Source organism: Cellvibrio sp. 25HG11W-0 (assembly GCF_057815475.1).
Map to the genome: position 1 here is coordinate 3980642 of NZ_CM174230.1, position 14946 is coordinate 3995587.

General features: G+C 45.6%; 16 protein-coding genes. 9 read left to right on the forward strand and 7 right to left on the reverse strand.

Going from position 1 to position 14946, the window contains the following annotated elements; genetic code table 11:
• Positions 1-4 precede the first annotated feature (4 nt).
• Together AC0KUT_RS16635 and AC0KUT_RS16640 are read right to left on the reverse strand one after the other, a co-directional pair.
• On the reverse strand, positions 5-637 hold the full coding sequence (locus AC0KUT_RS16635; protein ID WP_488831517.1) for a DUF998 domain-containing protein: 633 nt from the start codon (positions 635-637) through the stop codon (positions 5-7).
• A 377-nt stretch (positions 638-1014) separates the two neighbouring features.
• Positions 1015-1428, reverse strand: a complete 414-nt coding sequence (locus AC0KUT_RS16640) for a hypothetical protein (protein WP_488831518.1) — start codon at positions 1426-1428, stop codon at positions 1015-1017.
• Positions 1429-1539: 111 nt separating this feature from the next.
• On the opposite strand from AC0KUT_RS16640, the gene AC0KUT_RS16645 reads away from it, so the two are divergent.
• Both AC0KUT_RS16645 and AC0KUT_RS16650 read left to right on the forward strand, forming a co-directional pair.
• Complete coding sequence (locus AC0KUT_RS16645; RefSeq protein WP_488831519.1) at positions 1540-1830, forward strand: hypothetical protein; 291 nt, start codon at positions 1540-1542, stop codon at positions 1828-1830.
• On the forward strand, positions 1745-2587 hold the full coding sequence (locus tag AC0KUT_RS16650) for an IS91 family transposase (protein ID WP_488831521.1): 843 nt from the start codon (positions 1745-1747) through the stop codon (positions 2585-2587). The genes AC0KUT_RS16645 and AC0KUT_RS16650 overlap by 86 nt, the downstream gene beginning before the upstream one ends.
• A gap of 253 nt (positions 2588-2840) precedes the next feature.
• Here the strand turns inward: AC0KUT_RS16650 and AC0KUT_RS16655 are convergent, their stop codons facing one another.
• The 4 genes from AC0KUT_RS16655 to AC0KUT_RS16670 all read right to left on the reverse strand — a co-directional run bounded on the left by AC0KUT_RS16655 (position 2841) and on the right by AC0KUT_RS16670 (position 7316).
• Positions 2841-3152, reverse strand: a complete 312-nt coding sequence (locus AC0KUT_RS16655; protein WP_488831522.1) for a hypothetical protein — start codon at positions 3150-3152, stop codon at positions 2841-2843.
• A 201-nt stretch (positions 3153-3353) separates the two neighbouring features.
• Positions 3354-4562, reverse strand: a complete 1209-nt coding sequence (gene ltrA / locus AC0KUT_RS16660) for a group II intron reverse transcriptase/maturase (protein ID WP_488831523.1) — start codon at positions 4560-4562, stop codon at positions 3354-3356.
• A gap of 699 nt (positions 4563-5261) precedes the next feature.
• The gene (locus tag AC0KUT_RS16665) at positions 5262-5570 is read right to left on the reverse strand and encodes a hypothetical protein (protein ID WP_488831525.1); all 309 of its coding nucleotides are present in this window, start codon (positions 5568-5570) and stop codon (positions 5262-5264) included.
• A gap of 204 nt (positions 5571-5774) precedes the next feature.
• The gene (locus AC0KUT_RS16670) at positions 5775-7316 is read right to left on the reverse strand and encodes an IS1182 family transposase (RefSeq protein WP_488831526.1); all 1542 of its coding nucleotides are present in this window, start codon (positions 7314-7316) and stop codon (positions 5775-5777) included.
• Between the two features lie 761 nt (positions 7317-8077).
• Between AC0KUT_RS16670 and ltrA (AC0KUT_RS16675) the strand changes: the two genes are divergently transcribed.
• A complete protein-coding gene (gene ltrA / locus AC0KUT_RS16675; protein WP_488831527.1) occupies positions 8078-9118 on the forward strand; it encodes a group II intron reverse transcriptase/maturase in 1041 nt (346 codons plus the stop codon).
• A 56-nt stretch (positions 9119-9174) separates the two neighbouring features.
• The gene (locus AC0KUT_RS16680; protein WP_488831528.1) at positions 9175-9396 is read left to right on the forward strand and encodes a hypothetical protein; all 222 of its coding nucleotides are present in this window, start codon (positions 9175-9177) and stop codon (positions 9394-9396) included.
• Between the two features lie 72 nt (positions 9397-9468).
• Here AC0KUT_RS16680 and AC0KUT_RS16685 read toward each other — a convergent pair whose 3' ends face one another.
• Entirely contained in the window at positions 9469-9843 is a 375-nt protein-coding gene (locus tag AC0KUT_RS16685) for a hypothetical protein (protein ID WP_488831529.1), read from the reverse strand.
• Between the two features lie 216 nt (positions 9844-10059).
• On the opposite strand from AC0KUT_RS16685, the gene AC0KUT_RS16690 reads away from it, so the two are divergent.
• The 5 genes from AC0KUT_RS16690 (at position 10060) to AC0KUT_RS16710 (ending at position 14821) form a co-directional block, all read left to right on the forward strand.
• Complete coding sequence (locus AC0KUT_RS16690) at positions 10060-11043, forward strand: integron integrase (protein WP_488831530.1); 984 nt, start codon at positions 10060-10062, stop codon at positions 11041-11043.
• A 395-nt stretch (positions 11044-11438) separates the two neighbouring features.
• Entirely contained in the window at positions 11439-12377 is a 939-nt protein-coding gene (locus AC0KUT_RS16695) for an alpha/beta fold hydrolase (protein ID WP_488831531.1), read from the forward strand.
• Between the two features lie 25 nt (positions 12378-12402).
• Complete coding sequence (locus tag AC0KUT_RS16700; RefSeq protein WP_488831533.1) at positions 12403-12960, forward strand: DUF7010 family protein; 558 nt, start codon at positions 12403-12405, stop codon at positions 12958-12960.
• Positions 12961-13013: 53 nt separating this feature from the next.
• A complete protein-coding gene (locus tag AC0KUT_RS16705; protein WP_488831535.1) occupies positions 13014-14084 on the forward strand; it encodes a sensor histidine kinase in 1071 nt (356 codons plus the stop codon).
• Positions 14081-14821, forward strand: coding sequence for a LytR/AlgR family response regulator transcription factor (locus tag AC0KUT_RS16710; protein ID WP_488831536.1), 741 nt, complete (start codon positions 14081-14083; stop codon positions 14819-14821). Before AC0KUT_RS16705 ends, AC0KUT_RS16710 begins: the two co-directional genes overlap by 4 nt.
• Positions 14822-14946: the final 125 nt, after the last annotated feature.

Genomic DNA, 14946 nt, shown 5'->3' on the forward strand with positions numbered 1-14946 from the left:
CCCATTAGCGGCGCACCTTGTGCCGCAACAACACCACAGCGAAAACAAAAACCCATACAACTTGTGAACCATAATTAAGCCGCTGATACAAACCAAAACCAACACCTGCCTCCACCGCATCCGCCATAAGTGGTAATAGCGCTATAGCAACAATTGCGCACACCAGCGAAAACCACCCAAACCACTTAACACCTAAACAGCGGTTAGCTATAAACACCCATATTAAACTTGAAATAAACAGACTAAAAAACAACATCAACCCTGACAAATTATGTAAATCCTGCTCCCTAGAAGGCAAGGCTAAATCACAGCCCACATCACAAGAAAAATACCCCGCCGAAAAACTACTTAAACCATGCAAAACAATTAAAGCACCCGAAACGCGCGCCCATCTCGACGCAGGAAAGGCTTTAATCACCCCAACGCCAAATATAAAAAATAAAATACCCAAAGGGTAATTATTCATAATGGGTGAGAGTATATGCGTAGGAGAACCCTTAGCACCCAGCTCACTCATTGCTTGATTCATGTGGCTGTACTCAGGATAAAAACTTCCCGCAATTATCACCCCAAAGAACAACCAAATAGGCGCCAATAATCCCGAAAAATAATACCAACGACGTAGGTTTTTATTCATAGCAATAACTCCCTGTAACGAATAACGCTCTTAACATATAAGGCTCTTAATTAAATAGGCACGCAAGTATAAACGTCCTTGGGTAAAGTTAACTGTGAGCTTTACCCGATAATGACCTGCGCCGCAATAAGTCGGGGCGCAGCACAAAAACCAAACATTTAACGTGAAGGGAATAAAAATACTTATGGGGAAGCGTTAATTTTAATCGCCGAAATAGGCGAGGCAAATACTCGCCCATCAAAAATGCGAGCTGTGACCAGCTCGCTCCTTCCGCTGAAAACCCAAGAATATATTTCCTATAGAGAGACGAACAAGAGCAGGCTTGTTCAACAATGGGGTATGTCGCGGCTGCGCGCGAAATATCCTTATTTGTTATGTTAATTTTTACTGAAGATAATTAACGAATGTTTATCTGCATTTCGATAGTACATTAAACGATCTTTATCAACAGTAAAAAAAGCTTTGTGCTTTAAATGAGTTACAATTTTACTTGCAGGAACACCTGCACATGAAGGCTTCAAGTTACTTTCAATAAGACTTTCATCTATTTGAACTTTATTATTGATTTCAGTGAATGTTGCTTTAGACGTATACGAAAGTTCACCTGTAGTTCTAATTATTTTCCCATCGTTTGTGACTTCAAGTGTCATGCCTCGACATTCTGAAGCGAACTTATTCACCCATTCGGGCGCAATGCTCCATTTTCCTACCGCCATTTTTACTTGCCCTGAATCAGCTACGGAAAAAGCTGTAAATCCAACGCCTAATATAAAAGGTATTATTTTTAGCATTTCATTCTCCTTGTGGTACATAACGAATGATATGGACTCCCCCTCTTAACAACCAGCCCTGTGCCGGCGTAGAGTATCGGTGCTGTCATAACCACCAGAGGAGCGAATTTCATGAATCTTACAACACTCGGTATCGATTTAGCGAAAACTTCTTTCAGTCTCGTTGGTATGGATAAGAACGGGAAGGTCATTCTGCGCAAAACCCTCAAGAGGGCACAGCCGCTGCCTTTCATTGCACAATGCCCTCCTTGCTTAATCGACATGGAAGCCTGTAGCGGCGCTCATTACTGGGGCCGCGAGTTTCGCAAGCGGGGCCATGAAAAGCGCCAGCCAATGGCTGGCGCGGCAGCAGCGCAAATTATTACCGGTAGATTATTTTATGGCGACCTTCACCTTGCCTAGTGAACTGCGTTCACTTGCTAAGGCAAACCCCAAAAATATCTACGCGCTGTTATTTGACTGTGCCGTCAGTACGCTCAAGGATTTTGGTTTGAATAAAAAATCCTTTGCAGCGGAATTGGCGATGACCGCCGTATTACACACCCACACGCGACGGCTCGACTATCACCCGCATGTACACATCATTATTCCCGGCGGCGGCGTTCAGGCAGAAGGCGCAACGGCACTGTGGAAAACCATCAACAAACACTACCTGTTTAATGGCCGCGCGCTCGCGCATGTCTTTCGTGCGCGCTTACTAGCCGCGCTTCGCACCGGCGGGTTTAGGGTTCCCGACACACCTGAAAAATGGGTGGTGCAATGTCAAGCGGTGGGGCGAGGCTTACCCGCACTGCAATATCTTTCGCGCTATCTCTACCGGGGCGTCATCAGCGACCAGAATATTCTTAGCAATGATGGCGAGACAGTGACCTTTCAATATAAGGACAGCAACACTGGAAAGATGCAAACACGAAAGCTGCGTGGCGAAGACTTTATGGCGCTAGTGCTGCAACACACCTTGCCCAAAGGCTTTCGCCGTGCACGCGACTACGGTTTTCTACACGGCAATGCCAAACGTTTGTTGCAGCGCGTGCAGTGGGCACTAAACGTTAGGATTCCTACTCTCGTACCCAAACCAAGACCACACTTCACCTGCACGAAATGCCAAAGTGTGATGTCGATTGTGAGCTTTATCCGGCCGCGACCTGCGCCGCAATAAAACCGGGCGCAGCAAACACAGCCATTCATGTAACGCGGAGGGAAGAAAAAAGACTTATGGGATAGTGTAAATTTTTATCGTCGACACAGGCGAGGCAAATACTCGCCCATCAAAAATGCGAGCTGTGACCAGCTCGCTCCTTCCGCTGAAAACCCAAGAATATATTTCCTATAGAGAGACGAACGAGACCGGGCTTGTTCAACAATGGGATAGGTCGCGGCTGCGCGCGACATATCCTTATTTGTTATGTGTTTTAGCTGAAAATCCAATGAAATGTTGTGTAACCACCAACTATTACTAAAGCTACCAGCCCTATAAATACAAAGCTAACAATAGCTAAACCTATTTTTGTAGTTGGAGAGTCGTCTGGAGACACAAAAAAACTTGTTTCTAGTTTCTTAACACCGACATAGTCTCCTAAGCCATCCCCGTATGATTCACCACTTTCTATTGCTTTTTCACAAGCAATGATCAAATTTCGTAACCCTTGCTCATCGCCAACAATACAATCTTCGTGTTGCATCCATTCTGAACCATCAGTTAATTGAGGTGATTTTATTTCCACATAATCTCCAATTTAGAGAAACACATAACGTTGCGTTCACCTGCTGATTGTAAGTAGCGCGTTGCGATAAACTTAGCGTAGCGATATTGCATAAGCGCTAGTCGAGTAGACCAACGGAACCTCCCCATCAGCCCCCCACAGAACCGTACGTGACACTCTCGCGTCATACGGCTCTTGTTATTCCAATTGTCAGCAGTTTTATCACCAGTGCGCAAACAGCTTCGGCCTCCACTGTTTGATTTGTTTTAACCATGAGTAGGCTTTCAGTCGTCGGCTGCGCTGCTGCGGATATTTACCTTTTACCCACTTTGTTAATCGACACTCAATCGCTTCCCGAGTGCCTTGCAGTGCCGATGGGTAAAAAGCACCGTAGTAGTTTAGCCAACCTCTGATTTGTGGATTGAGCTTTTTACTGAGTGTTACTATCGTAAACAAGCTCAGTCGCCTCACATTCCACTCTCTCATCGTTTTGACAATCGCTTTCTTGGCTTTGTTGCTGATGGCCGGCGCAAAACCGGGAGCCAGTTTGCCATCTTTGCGTTTCACGGTTCTTCGCCGGAAGGTGAAGCCCAGAAAATCAAACGACTGCGCTCTAGCTCTTTCAATTTTGCGCCGCCCACAGTATACGATTTTTGTTTTCTCAGGGTGCAGTGTTAAATCAAAGTGCTGCATCCGCTGTGAAATAGCACTGAGTAGCTGCTCCGCTTCGCGCTCTGTTCGACAATGACAAACAATGTCGTCGGCATAGCGCTCAAACGGATTTTGCGGAAAATATTTTTGCATCCAGCTATCAAACACCTTGTGCAAATAGAGGTTTGCCAACAGTGGGCTAATGACGCCACCCTGCGGGGTTCCTTTTTCTGCTTGTTGAATTTCACCGTTTGGCATTTTCACACCCGCAGTGACCCAGCGTTTGATATAGAGTTTGCACCATGGGTTATCCGTTGCTTGCGCAACAAATTTTTGTAATTGATCATGATTCAAATTGTCAAAGAAGCCTTTGATATCCAGATCAATCACCCATGTGTATTTCCAGCAATTGCTTCTCGCTGCTTGTACGGCTTGATGTGCGCTGCGCTTTGGACGATACCCGAATGAAGATGAGTGAAACTTAGCATCCCACTCCGGCTCCAGTGTCATCTTGACCACCATTTGCGCAACGCGATCAGCCACCGTAGGTATACCCAGTGGACGCAGCTTGCCATCCGGCTTGGCTATGTCTACACGCTTTACCAGTGGTGCCATGTAACTGCCTGAGCTCATGCGATTCCAGAGTTTGTACAACTCATTCGTCAAATTCTGTTCAAACATCCCGATGCTGATGTTATCCGCACCCGCTACACCGGCATTCGCTTTTACTTTCAGCCACGCCCTGTGCACTAACTGCTTCGGTATACTGTAACTGTGCATTGATTGTTGAGTCCTACCTTGCGGTTGTTGGTTCAATCACTGCTGGCCTTTCATTCAAATCGAGTGGCACCGTCCCTTCGCTCCATTGCCATTACAGCAACTTCATCACTACTACAGACGATTCCGCCACTGTGCGCTGCATTGATACTCTCACCTTACGGGGTCACCGCTTTCGGCTTCTCTCTTAACATCAGCACGACAGCTTCCCGAGTTCCTCACAAAAGCCTGATAAACGGTCACGCCTTCTTTACGCCGGTTGCCATCGAGTCAGTAAGCAGTTTTCTTCTCGATTTATCTCAGCAGTTTTAAGGGCCACTGATTTTGACAACAGTTAGGGACATCACGACGCCTCATCAAAGGTTCACTTGCGTTCGTCTCCGTTTATCTTACCTGCCGAATTTAATTTCGACTTTTCTTCAACGCTCACGACAAAGACTCTTAATCAATGCCGCTTGAAGTGGTTTGCATTCTCCTACTGCAAAGCGAATGCGGTGGGCCTACCACCATCTCTTGCGAAGTTACGTAAATAGTTTGGACGCTACGCGACCCCACCATTTACTCTCGGCACACCTTACAAACTGTCCGATGCAACGCCTTGTTAGGCATTATTTTTTCATACTAAACATTGTAATTAAAAAAATTCTCTATTTGACGAAATGTCGTGAAATACATAGAAGTAAAGTTCACTACATATATATTTTAACGGAGTCTCGTACCATCTGGGTTTATAGCCTCTTCATCTCTTCGCGTTGGGTAATACTGTTTTTTTTCGTCTAAGTCATAAAACAGCAAACCATGTATTCCCATTGCCTGACATTTTGGAATACGACGAAGCCACATATTCTTAAATGCTTCGTTTAACTCTGTTTCGTTACCTCGGCTGTAAACCTCTTCAATAAAGGCGACGTCCTGTCCCTGAGGAAATATTAAGGAATACTCGTGCTCTGTTGCAGAAAATATATCAAATACAGCATTCTCTGCACCGTCAAATACTTGGATATTTTTCATGTTGTGCCTAACGAGGCTGTAGAAAAATTAAGTTTAAAAACACAAAATCCTTCCCAACGCGTGGTTGTTTTAAATTGACGACTATTTGAACAGCTTTTCTTGCAATCGACAAGATGCAATATAAAACTGAACTAATAAGTCATTTATCGGTTAAAAATGATCGCATTTGGCCTATAAAAGCACTTCAGTGCTCTTTTACCCCCACTATGTCCCATATCTCCAGAGCTTTTCCACATTGTGGACCATGCAGTATAGCTGCCATTGGGCAGTTACCTTTTGTTCGCCGCGTAAGCTTAGTTTGTTGAGCCTTTTATTGCTGCATATATTGCCAAACACCGGCTCAATGGTGTGCATGCGTTTGCTGTAAATTCTTTTGCCATCCTCGCTGTCAATTATTTTCTTCATCCGGTCGAGATGAGTGACTTTTCGTTGGCTTTCAATTAATACGGAGATTTGTCGTCCTTGGGCTTTTACATCATTTTTCATGCACTGCTTGTTGAGTGGGCATTCGCGACAATCTTTTAGTTCGCCCCTGAAACGCACATGTGGGCCACTTGGGGTTTTAAAATAATCTCCTAGGTAGAGCATCTTCTTTCCGTTGGGGCATACTGCTTCTTTATTGTCGGTATCCACAACAAAGTCTTTGCTGGAAAATATCGCGCGGGTCTTTTTATTGTCTTTACGTGTGGCCTGGCGTTTTTCTTTATGTTTTAAAAAACTTTCCGAACCCGAAAATACAGGGTCTCTTAATCGGAATTGGTTGTCGGGAATAACGGCCGTAATTTGTTGCTCATGCAAAAAAGCCAAGTTGTCTTCACTGCAATAACCCGTATCAGCCGTAATAATGCAGCCATCTTGAAAAAGGCTGTCATCAAAATGGGTTTTGATGTTTTCGATCATGGGCTTTAATGTAATTTGTTCTTGGCCAACACCAAAGGCTTGCGCCTCTACAATAATTTGATGCTTATCATCTGCCGCCGTGACGCAGGTCATACCCTGAATAGTGCCTTTGCTGGTGGTCATTTTGCACGATTCGTTATCGGTGATATTACTTTGAACTTCACGTTTATTGCGCGAGTGCCCAATACGCGGTTTATGGGTGGCCAAGAAGCTGTCTATTTTTTTTGCGTTGCGCAAGAGGGTTTCAATAGTTTGCTGTTCCTTTTGATAATGTCCGCTTTTATCATTTTTTGCGGAATCAGAGGCTACGTGCTTGGCCACTATGCGCTCGGCGCGAGCACGCATTTTTTCAGATTTCTTTTTGAGTTCGGCGTGGGTGCCGCTCCATTGCTTAGAGGCATCCGTAGGCAACTTGCAACCATCGATGGCGAAATGCTCTTTGCCAATCAACCCGCTCTCATCACAAATAAGCAGTACACGATGAAACAAGCCTTTAATCGCCTCGCTGTTACTGGAAACAAAATTAGCGATAGTGGTGAAATGTGGCTTAGTGCCCACCGCTAAGGCCATAAATTTCAAATCGGTTTCGCACAAACTGGCCATGACGCGGCTGGAGGTTATCCCCCGGTAATAGGCACAAAAGATAATACGCAATAACAATTCAGGCGGATAAGCCTTACGCCCTACGGTTTGATTTTTGTAGCGCCCCAAAAAGTCATCGAGAATATTCGTTTGATTTAGGAGGGAGTAAAGATAAAAATCGAAATTGTTTTTACCCAGCTGATCGAGATAATTAATATCCATCAGCACGGTTTGGTTTATGTTGGTATTAATAAAATTAGCCATATCCGCCTCACTAAACTGCAATAGCGGAATTTTACTATGAAGAAGGGGGAAAAACGCGGGGTATTTTCATTTTTCTACAGCTTGAACGCCGCAATAAGCGGTGGAATTTAAGTAGCTATTTTGCCGTAAAATGTAGCGAAGCGGAATGGCAAAAGAGCTACTTAAAGGCCATCCGCTTGATTGCTTTGGTACGCCCAGCATGGGCGTGTACTTGTGGGGTGAAAGTCCCCTGTAGGAAGATCACCGTTTAATACGTTTTATTAAACGCTAACTACTAGCGAATGGCAAGGGCGTTTCCGCGAGGGAGGGTCTGGAGGAAGCCGCTAGCAAAGCTACGAGCTGACGAACAGAAACATCATATAAGGCTTAGCCTAGAGGCGAGGTGGCCAAAGACACCGAAGCCACGTGATCTAATGGGTAAAGTAAATGATGCAGCTGTGTAGTGAAGGTGCACGTTCTTATCTGGGGAGATCTGTTTAGCATGCTGCTGTGAAACTGTCCGCATGGGGTCGCGGATTAATAAGTAGACCTAGCTCATTAGCCACCATCGTGAGCATTTAAAAAAAAATGGTGGAACACAGCAGCGCCTCAACTAGCAATAGTTGCGGTGATTAAACAGAAGTCAGCAGACGGCATAGTAGCCGAACGCCCATCGTAATGGTTGGGATATGGTGAAGGCCCGAACCCTAATGGCGAGTTAAAAGACATGGCTAGCCTAATTATTATATCCAGCAGGAAACAAAATATTTTAGCGCACTGATATGACACTGAACTCAAATGAAACTCTATTCAGCGCAGTCCTTAGCAGAGAAAATCTAAATGCTGCATGGCAACGCGTGCGATCTAACAAAGGGGCTGCCGGTATTGATGGGATAACCATTGATGATTTTGTCAGCCACTTTAAACGTGTGGGGCAATCACTGGTGGATTCTATCCGCTCCGGTGAATACCAACCCCTTCCGGTAAGACGCGTCTACATACGTAAACTTGATGGCGGCGAACGAGCATTGGGTATTCCCACGATTTTTGATCGGGTGATACAGCAAGCGATAGCGCAAGTCATTAGCCCTATTTTCGATGCGGGGTTTTCAGAGTACAGCTATGGTTTTCGACCAAAGCGCTCGCAGCATGATGCGGTAAAACAATTACAGCGTTATGTCGACAAGGGAAAACGTATTGCGGTAGATGTGGATTTATCGAAATTCTTCGACCGCGTAAATCATGATTTACTCATGACATTGCTCGGCAAGAAAATACGTGATAAATCACTGCTCAAACTCATCGGTAACTATTTACGGGCTGGTGCAATAGAAAACGGCTGCTGGCTAGCGTGTCATGAAGGTGTGCCGCAAGGCGGGCCTTTATCGCCACTGCTGTCTAATATTGTTTTAGATCTGCTAGATAAGGAGCTGGAAAAGCGCAACCACAATTTTGTTCGCTACGCGGATGATTTCATGATTGTTGTCGGCTCTCGTAAAGCGGGCGAGCGTGTCATGGCAAGTATTACACGATTTGTTGAGCGCAAGCTCAAGCTAAAAGTGAATACCACCAAAAGCCAAGTCGCGCCTATTAACCAGTGTAAATTCCTGGGATTCACTTTTCACGGTAAAGAACTGGTGTGGCATGCTAGCGCGCTGCAACAATTTAAATACCGTGTAAAAGAAATAACAGGCCGCTCTCGTGGTGTCTCTATGGAAAAGAAAATAGTAGAGCTGACTGTATATTTACGTGGCTGGATTAATTACTTCGCCTACATGGATGTAGGTGAGGGGCGAGAGCAGGACGCGGAAGCTTCGGGATAGCCAAAGGCTACCAGAAATGCATTGATTTGGATCACTGGATACGCAGACGACTACGTATGAGCTACTGGAAGCATTGGCGAAGGGTGCGCACTAAAATACAAAATTTAATGCGCTTAGGTGTCCCTGAAGATCTCGCTGTACCTTGTGGTGCTTCCAATAAAAGTTATTGGCGCAGTGCAAAAACAGCAGCGATTCACATGGCACTCAACAATGACTTTTTCGCCAACTTGGGATTAATTTCGTTACGCGATCGCTGGATAGAAATTCATTATCCGTAGGGAAACGCCCTGTGCGGAGCCGCACGCAGGGTGTTGTGGGGAGGGGGAGCTAGAAACTCCTCCTTACCCGATTTATGCATGACGCCATACGTTACGCCCTAAAAAACCACCAAGACAGAAAAATGGTGTTACATAAACGGGCCAATACCAAAAAAAAGGATTTCTGTCGTAGTGACTAAAACCATTTCTAAACAAGAAAAGTATTAATGGCAATGCAACAATTAAACCCACTATTGCAGACATGCGAATTTTATGCTCTGGCGAAATGGAGGCCACAATGAAGCCGCCAAAAATGCTAGCTGATATAGGGGCTATTAAACCACTTGCTCCAAGTTGAAAAAATATTGGATGGGATAATGTGATTTGAGACCACACAAAATATGCCGCACCAATACCGAGAACAAAAGCAATTAGATAACGTAATTTTGTTTTCATGTTTTTACGCATAACAGTTTATTCAACGGCCCGGGCCGTATATCTCCGGGTGCCAGTGAAAATTATGGGCGACATAGCCCTTCCAAAACAAGGGCTTATGCTACCACTAAAAATATATTTGTAGATATACGGTTCAATAAATTCGGAGATATACGGCCGACAAAATGCTTGCTGTTTGCAGCTCTGATGCTATATTCCACCTAAAGGATTACTACGCTTAGGTGCATTATGGAAAATGTTAAAGTCCCTCTCCCGCCAAAACCCACAAAATTCTTGGATCAATTCCGCGCCTTTATTCGCTTAGATGGCAAAAGTTATGCCACAGAGAACACTTACGTCTATTGGGTTCATCAATACATTTTGTTCAACAAAAAGGAACATCCTTCCAATATGGGACCCCGACATATCGAGGCCTATTTAACCCACCTTGCGTTGACTGCGAACAATGCACCGAATACGCAGAAAACGGCCTTAAACGCCATCATGTTTCTCTATAATCGCTTTTTGAAACAGCCTGTTGAAGCACTTAATTTTAAATACGCCAAAAAGCCACAAAGAATTCCCACCGTATTCTCCCACGAAGAGGCAATGTCGGTAATCAATCAAATGGATATGCCTTATAAGTTAATGGCTCAGTTGATGTATGGGGCCGGCCTGCGATTTTCCGAAGCCTTGCGCCTTAGAGTTAAAGATGTGGACTTTGCGATGGGGTATCTGGTCGTGCGCGATGGCAAAGGGGCTAAAGATAGAACAACCCTCTTACCCAAAAGCTTAATTAGTGACTTAAAGAACCAAGTGTTTGTTGTTTCTAAATTGTTGGCCTTTGATCAAGCGCGAGAGATTGGGCCTGTATACTTGCCTCACGCATTGGAGCTTAAGTATCCCCAAGCTGGGCGTTCACTTGAGTGGCAGTTTTTGTTTCCCTCTGACGTTGTGGCAAAAGATCCCCGTGCGAATGTAATTCGTCGCCATCATCTTTATAGCGGTACTTTACAGGCTCATGTGAAAGGCGCGATTAAAGCCGCTAGAATTTTTAAGCAGGCAAGTTGCCATACTTTTCGCCATTCCTTCGCTACTCGGCTATTGCAAAGTAAATATGATTTGAAACAAATACAAACCTTGATGGGACATTCCGACTTGAGAACCACAGAAATCTATTTGCACGTCTTAGACGACTTGGGGGATAAGGTTAAAAGCCCAATTGACCCCTAAATCTACCTACAGGTTACTATCAATCCAACTAAGACAATAAGCGCACAGAGCATCGGACCGATTATGGTCAACGCTATCCAGTTAACGCTTTGCAAGCACTTGCTTTAAGTCTCCACCTCGTGATCTCCCCAAAAATTGCCACCCTGACTTGCTCAGCTCTGACCTGCTTAGCCGCACCGCCTTACCCCACTTACCCCACTTACCCCACTTACCCCGCTTGCCCCGCTTGCCCCAAAGGTCGACTGAAAGCCTCAACCACTCACCCAACTCCTCAGCCACTCACCCCTTAGCTGCCGCCACTCTCACGAAACACCAGATGTTAATACTTGCGCACTCTTATGCTAAGTACTCACGCTTATCTTTCACTGACGAAAGATTAACTTAAGGAGTTACTTATGCAGTGCAATAAAAAACATTCTGTTCTATTTACGGCGGCAATCGCTTTAATGGTTTGCTTTATCTCAGCGAAAAATTCGCACGCTGAGGTATTTGAAGGTATTGAGGTTACCTTTTTGCCTGCCAAAGAACAGTCACAAGGCGATGTCCTGTTTATTCCCGGCCTTAATAGTGGCAGCGGCACTTTTACTGAAACCTGCGCCGCACTTAATCGCCACTACAACTGCCATTTATTACATTTACCAGGCTTTGCAGGGCAAGCCCCTCTGAGCAAGATTGGCGATGGATTTTTAATAACAATACGCGATTCTGTTGCAGCCTATATTGCGCAACATAAAATAGCTAAACCCGTTGTGGTGGGCCATAGTTTGGGAGGCACTCTGGGCTTAATGCTGGCAATTGAGCAGCCAACATTAATAAGTAATTTGATTATCATTGATGCTTTACCCTTTTTCAGCGCGATTCAAAATCCCGCTGCAACGGCTGTTTCCATTCGCCCACAGGCTGAACAGATGCGTAGCGGTATGATGAGCCAAGGTGATGAGCAGTTTTTTAGCTACGCTGCTGCTAGCGTAGCGAGCATGAGCAACCACACTGAGCGCTTAGCGCAATTGCAAACATGGAGCCGCAGCAGTGATCGCACCACCACAACCACAGCCATGTTTGAACTCATGACCACAGATTTGCGCGCAGATATTGCCGCGATTAAAACCCCAACTTTGGTCTTGGGGTCCTGGGCCGCCTATAAACCTTATGGCGCAACGCAAGCCAGCACTCAAGCTATATTCACCCAACAGTATTCAGGCCTACCATCCGTTGATATTCGCATGTCCGCTACGGGGTTTCATTTTTTGACCTGGGATGATGGCGACTGGGTTGCAAAAGAGATGTTAGACTTTCTGGCCGCCAAGGCCGACATAACGAATAAATCCAAATAGCCACTGGCGAACTAAGGAGAAAATAATGAATACACAGATCTATACGAAGAGCCTTGAGGTTCAGCGCGCCGCCTTTTGCCAACGACGTTTTTTAGCCATGCCCTTAGCAGGTATTTTATGCTGGACGATTGTTGGCATTACCGGTGTTTTTTTACCCACACACATTGCAGCGTTGGTGCTATTTATCGCTACGGGTAGCATTGTGTACATCGCCATGTTCATTAGCCGCTTTACCGGTGAGACATTTTTTCACAAAGAAAAAAATACCTTTGACCGCTTATTTTTTTATGGGCTGCTGATGTCGCTGCTGGTGTATTCGATCGCCATTCCCTTCTTTCTGCAGGACCCAACATCCCTACCACTAACAGTGGGAATACTCACTGGTTTAATGTGGCTACCTTTTTCGTGGATTGTGCAGCATTGGGTGGGAATGTTTCACAGTGTTAGCCGCACACTGTTGATTGTCGCAGCTTGGTATTTGTTCCCCGAGCAGCGTTTTGTGGCGATTCCTATCGTTATTATTGCGATTTACGCCATTTCCATTTGGGCGCTTGAACGCCGCTGGCGAGCGCTTAAACACTAGCTCTCACACTATACAATTTAGATATTAATAAAAAAAAACCTAGAGACACGCGTATGGCTGCCATTGAATCAATGCCTCAAAAAAAAATAAGTGAGCAAAAATATTATGTGGCGCAGCTTATTTTTTGGGGCGGCTATTTTTGCCTTAACCAAGTATTTATGCTGCTCTGGGGCTCCATTTCTCTATTTACACTGAGCATGTTTTTTTGCCTGTCCTGCTTAATGGCGCTGAGCAGCCACGGCTTGCGCGCACTTTATCATCGCGTTAACACGCGCCTATCGCTGCTGCATATAAGCTTACATTTAATTTGGCTACTACCGCTGCTTGCACTTGCCAACCAGGCGCTACTGTTCTTATTCATTTACGGCTTTTATTACCTATTCCCTAGCGATGGCACTGGCAATCAACCCGCAACTTGGGGAGGGTTTTTAGCCTACAGCATGAACACCTGCATTATGTTTTTACTGTGGTCCTGCCTGTATTTATTGCGCGCTGAGTTTACCCAGCGGCGCAATACGGAAATTGAATACTGGCGTGCACAAACGCAGCTGCGCGATGCCGAACTACACATGTTGCGCAGCCAAATTAATTCGCACTTTTTATTTAATGCGCTCAATAATTTACGCTCACTCATCACTGAAAACCCCGAAGCGGCGCGCAAAGGCTTGGCCGACTTAGCAACACTCTTACGTGGGCTTTTGCACAGTAATAACCAACCGCTCATACACCTTAAGGATGAACTTGAATGGGTGCATGGTTATTTAGCACTGGAAAAATTACAGTTTGAACAGCGCCTCGCCTTCGAATTTGATATAGATGAAAGCCTACACAATGCCGAGCTGCCGCCATTGCTGCTGCAAACCCTCGTAGAAAATGCGATCAAGCATGGCATTGCCGCGCGCCGCGCGGGTGGATCAATTCAGATTCAAGCTGTGCGCCTGAGCGATAGTCGCTGGCAGTTATGCGTCACTAACCCGCCCGCAGAATTCACCAGCCCCCATGCAGGCCAAGGTATAGGTTTAGAAAATTTACGGGAGCGCTTAGCGCGCGCCTATGGCACGCAAGCATCACTAGCCTTGTCCCTGAAGGACACCGTTTGCGCACGAGTGGAGTTGTCGCTATGAACATTTTAATTGTCGATGATTCGCGCTTGGCGCGGCGTGAATTGCAAGCGTTACTGAGTAAGCACGACCAGTATGAGGTGGTGGGCGAAGCCGTGGATGTCGCCAGTGCCTTGGCTGCACTGAAAGATTTATCGCCCGACTTAGTATTACTGGATATACACCTGCCTGATGGCAGTGGTTTTGATGTGCTGGAACAAAGTGAATTTACCCCCAAGGTGATTTTCACTACAGCCTACGAACAACACGCGCTGCGCGCCTTCGAGGTGAATGCGCTGGATTACTTGCTAAAACCAATTACAGAGGAGCGCTTGCTATGCGCTCTCGATAAAATTAACGGCCCCAATAATACTGGCGACGCCACCACAAACAGCACAAACCAAGCAGGTGGGAATAGCAGCCCCAAGCGCGCAGAGGATCATGTGTTTATCCGCGAAGGCGAGCGCTGTCATTTTGTGAAATACCAAGAAATTCGCCATATCGCCGTAGAGGGTAATTATGTGAGGGTATTTTTTCGCAATACCGACGCACTTTTGCTACGCTCACTCAACTATGTTGAACAGCGCCTAGACCCCAACCTGTTCTTCCGCGCCAATCGCCAGCAGATTATCAACCTGAATTTCATCGAGCGTATTGAGCCTTGGATTGGCGATGGTTTACAAATTGTGCTGCAGGATGCAACCGAAGTGATTGCCTCGCGGCGCCAAGCGCGGGAGCTGAAACAGCGTTTAGATTTTTAAACCTAAGAGTTTGCGCAAGAAAGCCCTGCTAATGTGTAAATAACTCCAAAAACCCGAGCGCTTGATTAAAAACTCAAATCAAATCGATCATTAGAAAAGGATACCCGCGTGAACATTAGGATATT